Origin of the sequence: Aeromonas sp. 601039 (assembly GCF_049174415.1) — a bacterium.
Classification (GTDB): Bacteria; Pseudomonadota; Gammaproteobacteria; order Enterobacterales; family Aeromonadaceae; genus Aeromonas; species Aeromonas veronii_A.
In genome coordinates this window covers 150,938-168,638 of record NZ_JAAKTL010000001.1, presented here as the reverse complement: position 1 = coordinate 168,638, position 17,701 = coordinate 150,938, and the positions used below count along the sequence as shown (strand labels likewise).

The following is a 17,701-nucleotide window of genomic DNA, read 5'->3' as shown; positions in this document are numbered from 1 at the left end:
GCCACGCCGTTTTTAGCGGCGCAATGGCCGGGAAATGGCCCGGAAGTGCCAAATTCAGGTTGAGACAGCGCCCGTAATAAGGGATCATATCCGGCTTGACGGCGGGGGGATGAGGGTGCCAGCCGGCACAACTTCCGCCAGTGACGCTTTTTTGAGGTGAGCCATGAGTCAGGCGAACAGCCCAACTAACTTTATTCGTCAGATCATTGATGAAGATCTGGCCAGCGGTAAGCACAGCAGCGTGCATACCCGTTTTCCGCCCGAGCCGAACGGTTATCTCCATATCGGCCACGCCAAATCAATCTGCCTGAACTTCGGCATCGCCCGCGACTATCAGGGCCAGTGCAACCTGCGTTTCGATGACACCAACCCGGTGAAGGAAGATATCGAGTACGTAGAGTCCATCAAGCAGGACGTACAGTGGCTCGGCTTCCAGTGGAACGGCGAGATCTGCTACTCCTCCGACTATTTCGACAAGCTGCACGGCTACGCCATCGAGCTGATTGAAAAGGGTCTGGCCTATGTGGACGAGCTGACGCCCGAGCAGATGCGCGAGTACCGTGGCACCCTGACTGAAGCTGGCAAGAACAGCCCGTTCCGAGATCGCAGCGTGGAAGAGAACCTGGCGCTGTTTGCCAAGATGAAGAACGGCGAGTTCGCCGAAGGCACCGCCTGCCTGCGCGCCAAGATCGACATGGCATCCCCCTTCATGGTGATGCGCGATCCGGTTATCTACCGCATCAAGTTTGCCCACCACCACCAGACCGGTGACAAGTGGTGCATCTACCCGATGTATGACTTCACCCACTGCATCTCGGACGCGCTGGAAGGGATCACCCACTCCATCTGTACCCTGGAGTTCCAGGACAACCGTCGCCTGTACGACTGGGTGCTGGACAACATCACCATCGACTGCCATCCGCGTCAGTACGAGTTCTCTCGTCTGAACCTCGAATACACCGTCATGTCCAAGCGCAAGCTGAACCTGCTGGTGACCGAGAAGCACGTCGATGGTTGGGATGACCCGCGCATGCTGACCGTCTCCGGTCTGCGTCGTCGTGGTTACACCCCGGCCTCCATCCGCGAGTTCTGCAAGCGCATCGGCGTCACCAAGCAGGACAACATCGTCGAGATGAGCATGCTGGAAGCCTGCATCCGCGAAGACCTCAACGAGCATGCGCCGCGCGCCATGGCCGTGCTGCATCCAGTGAAAGTGGTCATCGAGAACCTGGCTGCCGACGAAGTGCTGACAGCCCCGGCCCACCCGAGCAATGCCGAGATGGGTACCCGCGAGCTGAACTTCACACGCGAGATCTTCATCGATGAAGCGGACTTCAAAGAAGAGGCGAACAAGCAGTTCAAGCGTCTGGTGCTGGGCAAGGAAGTGCGTCTGCGCAATGCCTATGTGATCAAGGCCGAGCGCATCGAGAAAGATGCCGATGGCAAGGTCACCTGCATCTACTGCTCCTACGACCCCGAGACTCTGGGCAAGGATCCGGCCGATGGCCGCAAGGTGAAAGGGGTGATCCACTGGGTCAGCGCCACTCACTCCCTGCCAGCGGAAGTGCGTCTTTACGACCGTCTGTTCAAGGTGCCGAACCCGGGCGCCGAGGATGACTTTGAAGCTGCGCTGAACCCGGAATCCCTGGTGATCATCGAGGGGGCCCGTGTCGAGGCATCCCTGAAGAACGCCAAGCCGGAGCAGGCTTACCAGTTCGAGCGTGAAGGTTACTTCTGCGCCGACAACAAGCTCTCCAGCCCGGAGCATCTGGTGTTCAACCGCACCGTTGCCCTGCGTGACTCCTGGGGCAAAGTCGAAGGCTAAGCCGATGGGGCAGGGGAGACCCTGCCCTGTGCGATGCCAACGGCCTGCGCCGGACAATAAAAAGCCAGCTGATGCTGGCTTTTTATTGTCCGTTATCTGCAAGTCACGGGCGACTTATTCGTCGTGCTTGCACTCACCTGTTGCACAGTGACCGTAGAGGTAGAGGCTGTGGTTGGTGAGACGGATATTGAATTTCTTGGCGATCTCGCGCTGGCGCTGTTCGATCACTTCGTCGGAGAACTCGATCACCTTGCCGCAGTCAAGGCAAACCAGGTGGTCGTGGTGCTCCTGAGTGGCCAGCTCGAATACCGACTTGCCACCTTCGAAGTGGTGACGGGTAACGATACCGGCATCATCAAACTGGTTGAGAACGCGATAGACGGTAGCGAGACCAATCTCTTCACCCAGGTCGATCAGTCGTTTATAGAGATCTTCGGCGCTGGTGTGCTGGCAGTCCGGCTGTTGCAGGATTTCCAGGATTTTGACCCGGGGCAAGGTGATCTTGAGCCCGGCCTTTTTTAACGCTTGGTTGTTGTCTGCCATATTCTACTTATTCGCATTCTCGAAGGTGGGGTTATTCTGATGGACTGCCGCAGGAATGGCAACCTTGAACTCGCTTGGCCTGCCATTATAGGTCGTAGCCTCCCTAAAAATAAACCCAGCAATTCAAGGGGTTTAGCCATAAATGGCCGGTTGGATTGAAATAATCAATCGTGTCGTCCGACTTGCTGGCATGGCAGATGTTGATAAGATGTAACTTTCATATTCTGGTCGGATGAGATCCATGGATTGGCTTTTTGACAATGCGGCCTGGGTGCGCCGCGCACTCAACGCCTGGCCCCCTTTCTGGGGGGCCGGTATCAAGATAGAGACCCTGAGCGATGACTTTCGCTACTGCCGGGTGACCCTCAAATCCCGCTGGTGGAACAAGAACGCCAACCGCACCCAGTTTGGCGGCAGCATGTTTGCCATGACGGACCCCATCTATCCGCTGATGCTGATGGGCTACTTCAAGAATCGCTACTACGTCTGGGACAAGGCGGGCAGCATCAACTACATCAAGCCGGGCAAGGGCAAGCTGGTGGCCGAGTTCAACCTGACCGAGGGCAAGCTGGCCGAAATCGTGGCGGCGACTGAAGGTGGCAACAAGCATTTCCCCGAATTCGAGGTGACGGTACAAGACAAGAGCGGCGAGCTGGTGGCGCAGGTCAAGCGCACCCTCTATGTGCGGGCCAAACCGGAGCACAGAGGTGAATAACAGGGAAGAATAAAGGCAGGCATCGCAACAAGCAGATACAACAAGGGCCCCGTCGGGGCCCTTGTTGTCAGAGGTATGAGGGGAGGCGGATTACTCCAGCTCGCCCAGGCACATCTCTTCGTGCAGCTGCTTGCACCAGCCCTTGACGCGCTCGGCGGTCAGCTCCGGCTGGCGATCTTCATCGATACCCAGACCGACAAAGTGCTTGTCATCGACCAGTGCCTTGGAGGCTTCGAACTCGTAGCCGGCAGTCGGCCAGTGACCGATGATGATGGCGCCTTTGGCTTCGACGATGTCGCGCAGGGTGCCCATGGCGTCGAGGAAGTACTCGGAATAGTCTTCCTGATCACCGCAACCGAAGATGGCGACCAGCTTGTTGGTGAAGTCGATTTCGCCCAGATCGGGGAAGAAGTCGTCCCAGTCGGCCTGGGCTTCGCCGTAGTACCAAGTCGGGATGCCGAACATCAGCAGATCAAAGCTCTCGATGTCGGCCTTGCTGCTCTTGGCGATGTCACGGACTTCAATCAGGTTTTTGCCCAGCTCTTTCTGGATCATCTTGGCGACAGCTTCGGTGTTACCGGTATCGCTGCCAAAAAACAGACCTACACTTGCCATAGTGTTTAGTTACCCGTATTTGGTGTTAATGCTCAACGCTCAGACTGCAATGTCCACCGCAAAGGCGGACTCAATCTGTTGTTTCAGGATAGATTGGATCAGCTCGGCTCGGCTGATGTTCTGTTGTAACGCAAGTTGGTTCAGGCGCTCCAGCAACTCGGCCTCCACCTTTAACTCTACCCGCTTCAGCCCATTTTCCCGATCGCGCTTAAGCTGGTTACGCTTGTTGATCTTGAGCTGGGTCTCGCGGGGGAGTGGATTGGTCTTTGGCCTGCCGGGGCGCTTCTCATTTGCGAACAGATCCAGTGTTGTTCGATCAGTTTGCTGTTTGGCCATACATCACAGATGAAAATAAGTTAGCCGAGTCCTGAGCCTTCCCAGCCCAGTTCGATCAGCCCCTTGGCGACAAAACCCGCACAACCCAGAAACAGTACCAACCAGACGATAAAACGACCGAAACGGGGCACGTTGCCGCGCTTGAGCACGTCCTGAATGGCCAGGCCAATCAATATGAAAATGGCCACAAAGAATAACTTGAGGCCCAAACTTTCGATCAGGTCGATATGTTCACTTAGCATGGATTGCGCACACTCCTTATGACCGGCGCACTATATCACAAAGGATTTGAAACTGTTAACCGCCTGTCGACAGGAAATCCACAACCAATTTGTTGAACAGAGCCGGTTTTTCCGCATGCAGCCAGTGGCCGGTACCCGCGATGACACGCACCTTTGCCGCCGGGAATTGGGCCAGTGCCGTCTCGCTGTATTGGGGCTGCATATAGTCAGAATCCCCCCCTTTGATAAAGAGCACCTGCCCCTCGAAGCGGCGTTCATCCTCTGGCCAGCCCATGATGTTGGCGTAGTTTTGCTCAAGGGCGGGCACATTGAAGCACCATCCCCAGCCATGCTCGCCTCTGGCGAACGATTTGAGCAGGAACTGGCGTACCCCGGCGATCTCGATATGCTGCGCCAGCATGGCTTCTGCTTCACTGCGGCTTTGCGGCGGCGTGCGTCGTGTGGCGTTGAGTCCGGCAAAGACATTCTGGTGGCGGGAGTGGGGATAGGCGACCGGCGCCATGTCGGCCACCACCAGTTTGGTCACCCGCTCTGGCGCCAGCTTGGCGACCTGCATCGCCACCTTGCCACCCATCGAGTGGCCAATCAGGGTGGCTTCGGCAATCTCCAGCCGATCCATCAGGGTCAGGATGTCGGCCGCTTGCGCCGGATAGCTCATCTCGCTGCTATGAAAGGAGGCTCCGTGGTTGCGCAGATCGACGCTGACCACCCGATAGTGTTCGCCGAGGGCACGGGCCAGCAGGCCGAGGTTGTCGAGGCTGCCAAACAGGCCGTGGATCAGAATGACCGCCGGTCCCTGACCCTGCTCCTTGAAGTTCAATATGCTGTTTTGTTGCAAAATGACACCTTGTCGGTCGTGGGTGCGTATCGCTGTTTTATTTAACGCACTGGAAAGAAAAGGATTTCGTCCAATGGATTGGGATTTTATGTGGTTTTTTTTCTAAAAAATCCCGTCCGGATCGGCTATCAGTGCGGCTGATCACACACTTGGGCCGCTATTATGCCGTATTCTCGATGAGATTCATGTACATCTGCCAGCCCCTTGCTTGGGCTGTCGGGTTTGCCTATGTATAATCGCCGCATCCGAATTTCGACGAGTCCAGCGCATCCCTATGAAAACCATCGAGCTTGATGACGATCTCTACTTCTATATCGCCAGCCAGACCCGGCACATTGGTGAGAGTGCCTCCGATATCCTGCGCCGTCTGCTGGAACAGCCTGCTAACCAAGGTGTGCCGGTTGCCGAGCCCGTTGCCGTCGCGCAGCCCAGTGCGGTAGCCACCCGGCAAGGGCTGCAAGCCCTGCTTGATTCTGGCGAGCTGCAGCAGGAAGAGAAGTCCATCAACCGTTTCATGCAGGTGCTGAGTACCCTCTACCGGGATGATCCGGTCGGGTTTACCCAGGCCACCGAAATCAAGGGGCGCAAGCGCGTCTATTTCTCGCGGGATCCCGAGGCTCTGCGCGCCAGTGGCAGCACCACCAAGCCCAAGCCGGTACCGGAAACCCCGTTCTGGGTAATCACCAACACCAACACCAGTCGCAAGCAGAACATGGTGGCCCAGCTGATGAGCAGCATGGGTTACGGCGACGAGGTGATCGCGCAGGTGTGCGGCGCAATCTAACGGTTTTTCAAGACTCAGGCCTTGCCCGGCAAGGCCGCCATTACGCAAGGAAAACGCCATGGCTCAGCATTCCCACGCCGGTCAGCCGGCCCGTTTAAGCGACCTGACCAACATTCCCCGTCTGGTCAGCGCCTACTACCTCAACAAGCCGGACATGAGCCGCCCCGAGCAGCGAGTTGCCTTCGGTACCTCCGGCCACCGCGGCAGCGCCCTGCACAGCGCCTTTACCGAATCCCATATTCTGGCGGTGACCCAGGCGCTGGTGGAGTATCGCCAGCAGGCCGGCATCACTGGCCCGCTGTTTGTCGGCATGGATACTCACGCTCTGTCCGAATCCGCCTTTGCCAGCGCCGTCGAAGTGCTGGCCGCCAACGGCGTTGAAACCCGCATTCAGGCCGGCCTCGGTTTTACCCCGACCCCGGTCATCTCTCACGCCATCCTGCGCCACAATGCAGGCAAACCGGCTGCCCGTGCTGACGGCGTGGTGATCACTCCGTCCCACAACCCGCCGGAAGATGGTGGCTTCAAGTACAACCCGCCTCACGGTGGCCCCGCCGAAGGGGAGATCACCAAGTGGGTCGAGGATCGTGCCAACGCCATTCTGGAAGCGGGTCTGGCCGGCGTGAAGCGCATGCCGTTCGCCGAGGCGCTCAAGAGCCCGTTCGTGGTCGAGCACGACTATGTCACCCCCTATGTGGATGATCTGAAGAACGTGCTGGACATGGATGCCATCAAGAACGCGGGAATCAAGATCGGTGTCGATCCGCTGGGCGGCTCCGGCGTCGCCTACTGGGACGTCATCGCCAAGACCTATGGCCTGAACATCGAGGTGGTGAACTACAAGGTCGACCCGACTTTCTCCTTCATGACCCTGGATAAAGACGGCAAGATCCGGATGGACTGCTCCAGCCCGTTCGCCATGGCCAGCCTGATCGCGCTCAAGGACAAGTTCGACATCGCCCTTGGCAACGACCCTGACTACGACCGTCACGGCATCGTCACCAAGTCCGGCCTGATGAACCCGAACCACTATCTGGCGGTAGCGATCCAGTATCTGTTTACCCACCGCACCGGCTGGTCTGCGGATGCGGCCGTCGGCAAGACGCTGGTCTCTTCCTCCATGATCGACCGGGTGGCCGGCGAGATTGGCCGCACCCTGAAAGAGGTGCCGGTCGGCTTCAAGTGGTTCGTGGATGGCCTCTACAGCGGCGAGTTCGGCTTTGGTGGCGAGGAGAGCGCAGGCGCCTCCTTCCTGCGCAAAGATGGCACCGTCTGGACCACCGACAAGGATGGCTTCATTCTGGCGCTGCTGGCGGCAGAAATTCTGGCGGTCACCGGCAAGGATCCGCAGGCTCATTACGACGCACTGGAAGCCAAATTTGGCCGCTCCAGCTACCGCCGCATCGACGCCCCGGCCAACAGCGCCCAGAAAGCCGTGCTCTCCAAGCTGGATCCGGCACTGGTGGAAGCCTCCACTCTGGCGGGTGAGCCCATCATCGCCAAGCTGACCAAGGCGCCGGGCAACGATGCCGCCATCGGCGGCCTCAAGGTGGTGACCGAGAACGGCTGGTTCGCGGCGCGCCCCTCTGGCACTGAGTCCATCTACAAGATCTACATGGAGAGCTTCAAGGGCGACACGCACCTCGACCTCATCCAGCAAGAGGCCCAGCAGATCGTCTCCGCTGCGCTGGCCAAGGCAGGCGTCTAAATCAGGTAGTCATCCTTGAGCCCCTGATGGGGTTGAACGTTGGATATAAAAAAGGAGCCATGATGGCTCCTTTTTCATTGTCTGTTTTATGCCAGCGAGTTGTCAGCGCGCCGCCTTCACCGCCAGCCCCAACTGCCATACCGCCATGGCGTAGTGGGTGCTGTGGTTGTAGCGGGTGATGGTGTAGAAGTTGGGCAGGCCGTACCAGTATTGGTAGCCGGTGCCGACATCGAGACGCAGCAGGCTCGACTCGCTGTGGTTGCCGAGGGGGCTGGTGGGCGTCAGCCCTGCGCGGCGCAGGGTGGCGACCGGGTAGCGGGTCTGGAAGCCGTGCTCGTAGCCGGGCAGTTGGCCCTGACCGCGCACCGCCACCGGTTGACCTTTCTCCCAGCCGTGGGCCTTGAAGTAGTTGGCGACGCTGCCGATGGCATCCACCGGATCCCACAGGTTGGTGTGGCCGTTGCCGTCAAAGTCCACCGCATAGCGCTGGAAGCTGGAGGGCATAAACTGGCCGTAGCCCATGGCGCCCGCATAGGAGCCCTTCGGTTCGGTGGGGTCCATCCCCTCATCGCGGGTCATCACCAGGAAGGCTTCCAGCTCGCTCGTGAAGAACTCGGCGCGACGCGGATAATCAAACGCCAGGGTGGCCAGCGCATCCAGAATGCGGGTCTTGCCCATCACCCGGCCCCAGCGGGTCTCGACCCCGATAATGCCGACGATGATCTCAGGCGGCACCCCGTAGATCTGCTCCGCCCGGTTCAGCTCGCTTGCGTATTCACGCCAGAAGTTGACGCCGTTCTGTACGTTGTCGGGGGTGATGAACTTGGCGCGATAACGGTTCCAGGCACCGGTCGGGCCAGTGGGCTTGGCGGTGGTCGGCGCCTGGGCATCCATCAGGCGGATGATCCAGTCGTAACGCTCTGCCTGTGCCAGCACCTGATGCAGCTGGGCGTTGTCAAAACCGTGCTTCTCGACCATCTTCTGGACGAACCGGTCCACGTTGGGGCGATTGGCGAAGTCCCCCTTGCTAACCCCTTGTGTATAAACGGGTTTGCTCGATGGCGCCTGATTGATAAAGGCGCTCTTGGGTTGGGGGACGACCACGGGCTTTGGCGCGGGGGCGCTGCTGCAGCCACCGAGCAGGGGGAATAATGACAGAGTGAGAAGAGAGGCAAGGCGACGCATAGGGTTCTCAAAGAGACTGATAAAGTGTCGCAATGGTAAAACATTGTCATCCCCGTGCAAGTGTTCCGTGCGCCTTGTTTGCCGCCAATTCATCGTGCGATGGATTAGCCCTCCGGTGAGGGCTGTGCTGTTTATGGCTGGGGGGGACGTAGAGTGTGGTAGCCGCTCCAGAGTCGGGTCAGGGTGGTGATGGCGCAGAGCAGGGCAAAGCCGTAGGCGAGCGGGGCGAAGGCGGCGGGCCACAGGCACATCAGCACAAAGAGGGCGATGGTCTCGCTCCCCTCGGTGAGGCCGCCCAGATAGTAGAGGGATTTGTGGTGGTAGACCGGATTGTCGATGCCCCGCTTGCCCGCCATGATGGCAAACGCCAGAAAGCTCGAGCCGGTGCCCATAAAGGCAAACAGCAGGGTGGCGGCGGGCAGCGCATTGGCGGGGGCGGCGAGGGCAAAGCCCAGCACCACGGCGGCGTAGAAAATAAAGTCGAGGGTGATGTCGAGAAAGCCGCCGCAGTCGGTGATGCCGGTTTCCCGCGCCACGGCGCCATCGAGCCCGTCCAGCAGCCGGTTGAGCAGAATGGCTGCGAGCGCCCATTGATAGCAGCCAAAGGCCAGTAGCGGCAGCGCCAACATGCCGATGGCAAAGCCGGTGAGGCTCACCTGATTGGCACTGATCCCGGCGCGGCAGAGCGGTTTGGCAAGCTGGGTGAGGGGGCTGCGGATCACGGGGATCAGATGGCGATCAAACAAGGTGAACACTCCTCGGTTAACAGTGGCATTCGGTGAGGTTGAGTATGGTGCCCGGTGCGTCTTCCGCATCGTGGGTCACCAAGATGGCGGGGATGGCCAGCGCCTTGATCTGCGCGAACACCAGCTCGCGAAAGGCGGCCCGCAGCGGCTTGTCGAGGCGGGAGAAGGGCTCGTCCAGCAGCAGGGCGTCGGGTTCCGCCAGCAGGGCTCGCAGCAGGCTGACCCGCGCCCGCTGCCCCCCTGACAGCAGCTGTGGCAGCTTGTCAGCCTGATCTGCCAGTGCGACCTGCGCCAATGCGGCCAACGCCTTTTCCCGCCGCGCACGTTTTCCCTTGATGATCGCAGGCATGCCGAACATCAGGTTCTCCGCCACCGTCAGATGGTCAAACAGCAGGTCATCCTGAAACAGCATGCCGATGCGCCGCGCTTGCGCAGGCAAGGTGTTGAGTGGCCGCTCGCCGAGCCTTATCTCCCCCTCCAGCCGGATCGGGCCATTTTCTGTCTGCGCGCTCGGTAGTACCCCGGCCAGCCCCGCCAGCAGGGAGCTTTTGCCGCAGCCGCTTGGCCCCATCAGGGTCAATACCTCGCCGGGGGCCACCTGCAGGGGGGGCAGCGAAAGCAGCAGATTTTCATCAAGGTAAAGTCGAAGAGGCGTGGTGCTCAGCATATGGCTGTTTCCATCGTGAGAGTTCATCGTGAGCCGCCCCCCTTGAGCGCCGGATTGATCCGCGCTGGCAGCCATAGCGCCAGCAGATAGATAACGAGCGGCAGCAGCAGTTGCAGCAGGCCGTAGAGCCCCGCCAGCCGCCGGTTGAGGCCGCTGCCGATGGCCACCGCTTCGGTGGTGATGGTGACCACTCTGCCAGCACCAAAGAGCAGGGTCGGCAGATACTGGGCCAAACTCACCGCCGCCCCGACGCTGAAGGCAAACAGCAGCGGGCGCGCCAGCAGCGGCGCTTTCACTTGCCACCAGGCTCGCCATGGCGTTGCCCCCAGCAGCAGGGCGCTCTGGGTGATCCGTGGATCGAACTGGCGATAGGGGCCGAGCAGACACAAATAGACATAGGGAAAGACAAACAGCAGCTGGCTCCAGAGCACCCAGCCCCAGCCAATGCCGCTGCTTATCGCGTCATGTGCAAGCCAGTCCAACCCGAGCCGGATACCAAACAGCAGGCTAGCCTGTGGCAGCAACAGCGGCAGGCAGATGAGCCAGAGCGGCCAGGGGCGGCGCCCGGCTTGCGCCTCCAGACTACACACCGCCATTCCCAGTGCCAGCAAGCCGCTCACCAGCGCCAGCAGTACGCTGGTTGCCAGCAGTGGCAGCAGGGTTGGCAGCAGTTCCAGCCAGTAATGACTGCTCCACTGGCTGGGCCAGAGGGCGGGAAAGGGCCAGCGGCGCGCCAGTGACCAGAGCAGCAGGGCCGCCAGCACCGCCAGATTGAGGGTGATCAGAGTGAGTGCAGAGCCTGCTGCGAGCCGGTTGGCAAAGGAGTGGGACGCAGCTCGTTTGCCATCGAGCCAGCAGCCTTTGCCCACCTCTTGATGAAGCCACTCCAGTAATCTGAGCATGGCGATCAGCAGCGCCGTGATAGCGAGCAGCAGCAGGGCGCCGCTGGCGGTGGCGCCGCGCCAGAGCAGATCCGGATCCTGATACCAAAGCCACAGCCGTACCGCCAGCGGGGCGGGGGTGTCAGGCCCGAGCAGCTGGGCGAGATCCACCACCGCCACTCCGTAGGCCGCCACCGCATAAATGGGCAGGCGCAGGGCAGGCCAGAGCGCCGGCAGCAGCAGGCGCCACCAGATCTGGGGGGCGCTGAAGCCAAGGCTTGTCCCCAGCCACTGCTGGCGTGCCAGCTGGATGGGTTGCTGCGCGGCCATCGCCATCAGCAGCAAAAAGGGGGTCTCCTTGAAAACGAGCAGTGCAATCAGCCCGAGCCCCCAAGGATCCCGAATGGTTTGCCAATCGGGGGGAAGATCAAACCCCGTTAGAGCTGGCGAGAGGAGCCGCAGCAGCCAGCCGGAGGGGGCGAGCAGAAAGGCAAAGCCGATGGCAAAGGCGACGTGGGGCATGGCCAGCATAGGCGAGAGCAGGCGACGGAGCAGCCCGAAAGCCCGGCTGTCGCTGTGGGCCAGCAGCAGGGCGGTCAACAGCAGGCTGCCAAGGGTCGAGGCGGCGCCAATCCACAGGCTCAGTGCTGCTGAGTGCCAAAGACCGGGTTGGGCGAGCAGCAAGGCGAGATGAGAGGCGGCCATCCCCTCCGCCAGCAGTTGCCACAGCCCCGCCAGCAATGGGATGACGAAGAGTGCCAGATAAATGACCGCCATCCCCGTACTCATAGTGGGGTGGCGTGTCAACTGGCGCCACGGTCGGGAGCGGGAAAGCGGGTGACCAGCGGCACTCATCAGTGACCGTAACGCTCGGCCCAGGCCGCTTCCAGCTTGAGCTGCCAGCTGGGGTGAGGCTCGGCCACCGCTTTGAAGCGCAGTGCCGGTTGCCCCTTGGCGGAGTCAGGCAGGGCATCGGCCCGCAGCACGCTGGGATCACCCCAGAAGGCCGGATTGGCTTTTCGTGCCTGCGCCGCCGGGCTCAGCAGGAAGTTGGCCACCACCTTGGCACCCGCACGGGCACTGGCGTTGAAGGGGATGGCGAGAAAATGGCTGTTGGTGAGCGCCCCTTTCTCCATGGCGACCGCTTCCACACTGGGGGGCAGGGCGCCAATCTGGGCAGCGCTCTGCGCCTCCTGCGGATTGAAGCTGATAGCCATGGCCAGTTCGCCATCATCGAGCAGTTGGCGGGTCTCGGCAGCGCTGGTAGGGAACAGTTTTCCCTTGCGCCAGAGTGCCGGATGCAGCTCATCGAGCCAGGCCCAGAGCGGGGCGGTGAGTTGGGTAAACTCGCTCTCGGTCGCTTCCCGATAGAGGGGGGCCGGGTCTGGCGTCAACTCCAGCAGGATCTGCTTGAGAAAACTGGAGCCATGGAACTGGGGCGGCTTGGGATAGGTGAAGCGACCGGGATGGGCCTTGACCCACGCCAGCAGGGCTGTTGCCGAGGTGGGCGCTCTGGCGACCTCCTCGGTGTCGACCATCAGATTGAGCTGGCCAATGCCCCAGGGGGCTTCAAGCCCTTCCACCGGCAGGGTGAAGTCCTCACTCACCGGCAGAGTGCTATCTACATGCGCCATGTTGGGCAGCTCGGCGGTAAAGGGAGCGCCGAGCAGCCCCTGCTCCTTGAGCGCCTTGAAGTTCTCGCCGTTGACCCAGAGAAGGTCGATGGGGCCGCCAGCTTGCTTGCCCGCCTGCTTGTTGGCCAGCAACTGGCTGACGCTCTGGGCGATGTCATCCACCTTCACCTGCACCAGCTTGACCTGATAGTCGCGCGCCAGCTCCTGCCCGGCCCACACCAGATAGGCGTTGATCTCCGGGCTGCCGCCCCAGGCGTTGAAGTAGACGGTCTGCCCCTTCGCCTCCTCAAGGGTCTGTTGCCAGTTGTCATCAGGGCTGGCTAACAGCGGGCCGCTGGCCAGCAGTGGCAGGGCGCACAGCAGGGCGTTTAGCCGCTGTTTGAGCCGAGATCTGCAGTGTGAGTTGAGGTGTGAGCAGAGTTGTGAGAATGGCTTGAGCATAAACGTTTCCCTGATTGTCAGGCGCCACGGCGCCAGCGGTGATAACGGGCCAGCAACGCCAGCCCCCGGGTAGGCTGGTGGGCCCGTTTCCATTCACCCGCCACGTATTTGTTCCCCTCCATCAGGGTGGGGTAGGCGTGAATGGTGCCGAGGATCTTGCCTAGGCCGAGGCGGTGACGCATGGCGAGCACAAATTCGGCGATCCGTTCACCGGCGTGAGTGCCTACTATGGTGGCGCCAAGGATAGTATCTTTGCCCGGCACGGTCAGCACCTCGACAAAACCGTGGCGCTCTCCATCGGCGATGGCGCGATCCAGCTCGGCCAGCTCGAAGCGGGTCGCCTCGAAGGGGATCCTCTGCGCTTCGGCTTCCTTGCGATTGAGGCCGACCCGGGCAATCTCCGGCGTGGTGTAGGTGGCCGCCGGAATAACCCGATAGTCGGCCCGAAAGCGCTTGAACTGGCCAAACAGGGCATTTACTGCCGCATACCAGGCCTGATGGGCGGCGAAGTGGGTGAACTGGTAAGGGCCCGCTACGTCTCCTACCGCCAGTATGCTGGGGAAGTTGGTGGCAAGGAAGCCATCGACCGCTAGGGTGCCGCTGGGGGCAAGCTCGACCCCCAACGCTTCGAGCCCGAAGCCGCTCACATTGGCGACCCGACCCAGTGCCAGCAGCAGTTGATCCCCTTCCACCACCTGTGTCTCATCGCCACGGCGCAGTTGCAGCCGGATGGGGAGATCCCCATCGGCTGCGGGCAGATAGTCGGCTCGTTCGGCGCGCCAGCCGGTGAGTAGCTGCACGCCATCGCGGCTTATTTGATCGGCCAGCGCGTCGGCTACCTCTCTATCTTCGCGGGGCAGCAGTTGCTCCGAGAGTTCCACCAAGGTCACGGGAATGCCGAGCAGGGCGAAGCTCTGAGCCAGCTCGCAGCCGATAGGGCCACCGCCCAGCACCAGCAGGCGACGCGGCGGAGTGCGCAGCTGCCAGAGGCTATCCGAGGTGAGGTAAGGCACCTGATCCAGCCCCGGCAGCTTGGGCACCAGCGGCCGGGCGCCGGAGGCGATGACGATATGACGGCTGGCAAGGCGCTGGCCGTTCACTTCCACCTCCCAGGGGGAGACCAGCCGCGCCTCCCCTTCGATGCATTCCACTCCAAGCCCCTGATAGCGTTCGATGGAGTCGTGTGGCTCGACCTCCTTGATAACCTCCGCTACCCGCTCCATCACGGCGGTAAAATCGGCGCGGGAGTGGCTTGGGCTAAAGCCCAGCTCGTCGGCTTTACGCTGCTCTGCGGCAAAGCGGGCGCTTCGGATCAGCGCCTTGGAGGGGACGCAACCGCTGTTGAGGCAATCGCCCCCCATCTTGTGTTTCTCGATGAGCGCCACCTTGGCCTTCACCGCTGCCGCGATATAGCTGGTGACCAGCCCACCTGCACCGGCACCGATCACCAGCAGGTTGTAGTCGTAGCGAGCGGGTTTGCGGTAGGGGGAGAGCAAGCGGCGCAGCGCGAGCTTGTCGGTCAATTTCTTGACCAGCCAGGGCATCAGCCCCAGCAGGGTCAACGCGACCATCAGGCCGGGGGAGAGAATATTGCCGGTGCTGGTTAACTGGCCAAGCTCGCTGCCCGCCAGCACATAGACGAAGGTGCCGGGCAACATGCCAAGCTGGCTGACCCAGTAGTAGGTGCTGACTCTGATGGGGGTGAGCCCCATCAGCAGATTGACCAGAAAGAAGGGGAAGATGGGGATGAGGCGCAGGCTCAGCAGATAGAAGGCCCCCTCCTTCGCCATGCCGGACTGAAAGGTGGCCAGCTTGTCGCCAAAGCGGGCGGTGACCCAGTCGCGCAGCAGAAAACGAGCGCTGAGAAAGGCCAGGGTTGCGCCTATGGTGCTGGCAAAGGAGACCAGCAGCAGCCCCCAGGCGACGCCGAACACTGCGCTACCACCCAGGGTGAGCAGGCTGGCGCCGGGCAGGGAGAGGGCGGTGCTCAGCACATAGATAAGCACGAACAGCAGGCTGGCCGAGACAAAGTGACTGTCGACCCATTGCGCCACTGCCGCCTGCTGGGCCTGCAAGGCGTCCAGAGTGAGGTAACGGCCAAGATCGAGGGCAAAAAAGGTGCCGATAAGGCTCCCCATCACCAGTGCAAGCAGCAGGCGGGTCCGGTTCATCAGGCGTCCTTGCTGTCTGGCTGGGCAGGGCGTTCCGGTTGCACAGGCAGCTGGCAGAAGCCCTGCGGTGCGATATCGAGGGCGGCGTTGAACTTGGCCGACATGTTCTGGAAGGCGATAAGGCCGGTCAGCTCCACCATGGCATCGTCATCGAACCAGGGCTTGAGGCGGGCCGCCTGTTCATCGCTCACCCCATCGAGGCCAGTCATCGCTTCGGTGTAGTCGAGCACCGCTTTTTCCCGCTCGTCAAACAAGGAGCTTTCGCGCCAGTTGGCCAGCGCCTCCACCTTCTCGCTGGAGCCGGCTCTCTTTACCAGGGTCATGGCGTTGATGTCGACGCAAAAACGACACCAGTTGAGCTGGGAGACCCGCACCGTCACCAGCGAGCGCAGCACGGGATCGATGGGGGAGCGCTTGCGGTTGATGACCCCGTAGAGGGTGGCGACGGCGGCAAACAGGCGCGGCGAGCGGCCCCAGCACTTGCCCGGAATAAGCACCTGACCATAGTTGCGCTTTTGCAGCCAGAAAAAGGGGCGGATAAACCAGGCATATTCCCGGTCGGGTTTGACCTCAACGCGCATCAGTTACCTTCTTGTTGTTTCACTCTTACGGTTTCAAATTGGGTTTGTAGGCTTGGCCCAACCGCTCGTTCAGGCGGGTCAGGAAATCCTCGATCCGCGCACGGTTGGTGCCCAGATCGCTTTGCCCCTGACGGGAGGCTGATCGCATATCGATGCGGGTCTCTTTGGGGCCGGCAAAGACCCGCAGCGCCACATCATCCTGAAAGCCGAACCAGCCGGTGGTGACCACTGCATCCAGGCCATCCGGGCTGGGTCGTATCTGCCAGCCCAGCTCCTGCATCAGCTCGTTGGCTTCAATCAGCACTTCGGCAGGAGAGGCCCTGGTAAAGAGAGGACCGGGTTTTGCCTCAACTGCTTTCAGCGGTGCGCTATTTATTGGCAGATCCTGCGCCGTTCTCAGCTCTGCCGCCCAGCGTAGCTGGGGGGGATTGTAGGGATCTGTGCTCACATCGTTGATCAGCGGCATGCGCAGCGCCTGCAGCACAAAGGTCAGCGGTAGCAGCAGTGGCAAGGCGCCAAGGCCGCTGGCATAGCGGTTGCGGCTCCAGGGCAGGCGTACCAGCAAGATCAGGGAGACAAGGGCTCCGATGAGACAGATCGCAAAACCGATCCACCAGGGCCAGAGATGAAAGCGGCTGCCGAGGGCGCCAGCGAGCGGGAGTAACCAGGCCAGCAGGGGCCACAAGCAAGAGCGGGGCATAGCACGGGATCCATCGTCGAATGTGGACAATGCCGAGAAGGATAAACTTAATTGCCTGATAACGTTAGTAAATTGATGATGGTTTGGCGTGGTTTTGGTCAGTTTTGCGAGGGAGATGCAGAGGTCGGTGAAGCCCGCCTGACGGGAGCTTCACCGAGAAAATGGTCAATTGCGATGACTTAGTTGCGATAGAGCACTTTGATCAGATGGAAGCCGAACTTGGTGCGCACCGGCCCCAGCACCTTGAGCAGTTCACCCTTGAAGACGGCATCGTCAAATGCTTTCACCATATCTCCCTTGGAAAATTCTCCCAAATCGCCAAAACGCTTGCCTGAGGGACAGGTAGAGAAGCGCTTGGCCATCTGGCCGAAGTCGGCTCCCTTCTCGATCTTCTCCTTGATCTCCAGACACTGTTTTTCGGTCTTGACCAGAATGTGCTGGGCACAGGCTTTTTTCATCGGGGCGCTCCTGGGAGTGATGGCGAAGGTTGTTAACGCCAAGGGTAGTGGCAAATCGGGGCGCAAGAGTACCCCAATTTGCCACCGGCGTCAGCCATCACAACCCGCCATTTAACGGCGTTCGTCAGCCCTGTTACTGGCGAGCGCGGGTGGCCAGCACGGCGCGGGGGCGCGATTGCCAGATGATCTCCAGCCCGAGTAGGGCGTAGAGGCTCCAGATGGCCAGCGGATTGAGCCACTCACCCCCCAGTTGCAGGGTCATCAGGGCGCAACCTGCCAGCAGCAAGGTGATGCCCGGCAGCCGCCAGTGGACGGGCAGGGGGGCCAGCATCGCCATCGCCAGCAGAATGCCGAGGCCAAACGGCAGGTTCAGGGCGGTAAAGGCCAGCGCCTGCTGGCCACTCATGCCGGTCAGCAGGGCCAGCAAGGCACTGCAACAGGCGAGAAAGGTGATGAACTCGAGACGATCGGCAATATAGTCAGCCATCTGTTCGCTACGTGCATGCATGATGTGTCTCCTTCAGTTGATGGTTCAAGTGTGAGGGAGGGACGTCTGTAAAGGCAGCGGGATAATTCGATTGCGCTGAACGAGCAATTCTTAATCACCCGCTACGGCGGGCTTTAGGGTGTG

General features: G+C 60.9%; 19 protein-coding genes. 4 read left to right on the top strand and 15 right to left on the bottom strand.

Annotated elements, in window-relative coordinates; genetic code table 11:
• The first annotated feature begins 163 nt into the window (after positions 1–163).
• Complete coding sequence (gene glnS / locus G5195_RS00755) at positions 164–1,825, top strand: glutamine--tRNA ligase (protein WP_005334302.1); 1,662 nt, start codon at positions 164–166, stop codon at positions 1,823–1,825.
• A gap of 114 nt (positions 1,826–1,939) precedes the next feature.
• On the opposite strand, the gene fur is transcribed toward glnS, so the two are convergent.
• A complete protein-coding gene (gene fur, locus G5195_RS00750) occupies positions 1,940–2,368 on the bottom strand; it encodes a ferric iron uptake transcriptional regulator (RefSeq protein WP_005334301.1) in 429 nt (142 codons plus the stop codon).
• 241 nt (positions 2,369–2,609) lie between these two features.
• On the opposite strand from fur, the gene G5195_RS00745 reads away from it, so the two are divergent.
• A complete protein-coding gene (locus G5195_RS00745) occupies positions 2,610–3,083 on the top strand; it encodes a DUF4442 domain-containing protein (protein WP_005334300.1) in 474 nt (157 codons plus the stop codon).
• 90 nt (positions 3,084–3,173) lie between these two features.
• Here the strand turns inward: G5195_RS00745 and fldA are convergent, their stop codons facing one another.
• Genes fldA through G5195_RS00725 form a run of 4 tightly spaced genes read right to left on the bottom strand, consistent with a single transcriptional unit; the run spans position 3,174 to position 5,114 of the window.
• Entirely contained in the window at positions 3,174–3,698 is a 525-nt protein-coding gene (gene fldA / locus G5195_RS00740; protein ID WP_005334298.1) for a flavodoxin FldA, read from the bottom strand.
• 39 nt (positions 3,699–3,737) lie between these two features.
• Positions 3,738–4,034 carry a LexA regulated protein gene (gene ybfE, locus G5195_RS00735; RefSeq protein WP_005334297.1) on the bottom strand — a complete coding sequence of 99 codons (297 nt, stop codon included), beginning with the start codon at positions 4,032–4,034 and terminating at the stop codon, positions 3,738–3,740.
• 20 nt (positions 4,035–4,054) lie between these two features.
• On the bottom strand, positions 4,055–4,276 hold the full coding sequence (locus G5195_RS00730) for a DUF2788 domain-containing protein (RefSeq protein ID WP_005334296.1): 222 nt from the start codon (positions 4,274–4,276) through the stop codon (positions 4,055–4,057).
• Positions 4,277–4,331: 55 nt separating this feature from the next.
• Positions 4,332–5,114, bottom strand: coding sequence for an alpha/beta fold hydrolase (locus G5195_RS00725; protein ID WP_227273363.1), 783 nt, complete (start codon positions 5,112–5,114; stop codon positions 4,332–4,334).
• 274 nt (positions 5,115–5,388) lie between these two features.
• On the opposite strand from G5195_RS00725, the gene seqA reads away from it, so the two are divergent.
• Together seqA and pgm are read left to right on the top strand one after the other, a co-directional pair.
• Positions 5,389–5,898: a replication initiation negative regulator SeqA gene (gene seqA / locus G5195_RS00720; protein ID WP_227273364.1), complete on the top strand. Its 510-nt coding sequence runs from the start codon at positions 5,389–5,391 to the stop codon at positions 5,896–5,898.
• A 58-nt stretch (positions 5,899–5,956) separates the two neighbouring features.
• Positions 5,957–7,606: a phosphoglucomutase (alpha-D-glucose-1,6-bisphosphate-dependent) gene (pgm, locus tag G5195_RS00715; protein WP_216954158.1), complete on the top strand. Its 1,650-nt coding sequence runs from the start codon at positions 5,957–5,959 to the stop codon at positions 7,604–7,606.
• Between the two features lie 102 nt (positions 7,607–7,708).
• On the opposite strand, the gene mltB is transcribed toward pgm, so the two are convergent.
• The 10 genes from mltB to G5195_RS00665 all read right to left on the bottom strand — a co-directional run bounded on the left by mltB (position 7,709) and on the right by G5195_RS00665 (position 17,578).
• Entirely contained in the window at positions 7,709–8,791 is a 1,083-nt protein-coding gene (gene mltB / locus G5195_RS00710; RefSeq protein WP_227273366.1) for a lytic murein transglycosylase B, read from the bottom strand.
• Between the two features lie 131 nt (positions 8,792–8,922).
• Positions 8,923–9,537: a CDP-alcohol phosphatidyltransferase family protein gene (locus G5195_RS00705; protein ID WP_042010154.1), complete on the bottom strand. Its 615-nt coding sequence runs from the start codon at positions 9,535–9,537 to the stop codon at positions 8,923–8,925.
• 16 nt (positions 9,538–9,553) lie between these two features.
• Positions 9,554–10,204, bottom strand: a complete 651-nt coding sequence (locus tag G5195_RS00700; protein ID WP_421221460.1) for an ATP-binding cassette domain-containing protein — start codon at positions 10,202–10,204, stop codon at positions 9,554–9,556.
• Between the two features lie 23 nt (positions 10,205–10,227).
• Positions 10,228–11,862 (bottom strand): ABC transporter permease, encoded by a 1,635-nt coding sequence (locus G5195_RS00695; RefSeq protein ID WP_421221461.1) that lies wholly within the window; start codon positions 11,860–11,862, stop codon positions 10,228–10,230.
• Between the two features lie 77 nt (positions 11,863–11,939).
• Positions 11,940–13,160 carry an ABC transporter substrate-binding protein gene (locus tag G5195_RS00690; protein ID WP_421221462.1) on the bottom strand — a complete coding sequence of 407 codons (1,221 nt, stop codon included), beginning with the start codon at positions 13,158–13,160 and terminating at the stop codon, positions 11,940–11,942.
• 17 nt (positions 13,161–13,177) lie between these two features.
• On the bottom strand, positions 13,178–15,331 hold the full coding sequence (locus tag G5195_RS00685; RefSeq protein ID WP_421221463.1) for an FAD-dependent oxidoreductase: 2,154 nt from the start codon (positions 15,329–15,331) through the stop codon (positions 13,178–13,180).
• Complete coding sequence (locus tag G5195_RS00680) at positions 15,331–15,912, bottom strand: carboxymuconolactone decarboxylase family protein (RefSeq protein WP_005344442.1); 582 nt, start codon at positions 15,910–15,912, stop codon at positions 15,331–15,333. Before G5195_RS00680 ends, G5195_RS00685 begins: the two co-directional genes overlap by 1 nt.
• Positions 15,913–15,937: 25 nt before the next feature.
• Positions 15,938–16,612: a DUF1499 domain-containing protein gene (locus G5195_RS00675; RefSeq protein WP_139406362.1), complete on the bottom strand. Its 675-nt coding sequence runs from the start codon at positions 16,610–16,612 to the stop codon at positions 15,938–15,940.
• A gap of 179 nt (positions 16,613–16,791) precedes the next feature.
• On the bottom strand, positions 16,792–17,070 hold the full coding sequence (locus G5195_RS00670) for a peptidylprolyl isomerase (RefSeq protein WP_040066119.1): 279 nt from the start codon (positions 17,068–17,070) through the stop codon (positions 16,792–16,794).
• A 133-nt stretch (positions 17,071–17,203) separates the two neighbouring features.
• Positions 17,204–17,578, bottom strand: a complete 375-nt coding sequence (locus G5195_RS00665; RefSeq protein ID WP_245131465.1) for a hypothetical protein — start codon at positions 17,576–17,578, stop codon at positions 17,204–17,206.
• Positions 17,579–17,701 lie beyond the last annotated feature (123 nt).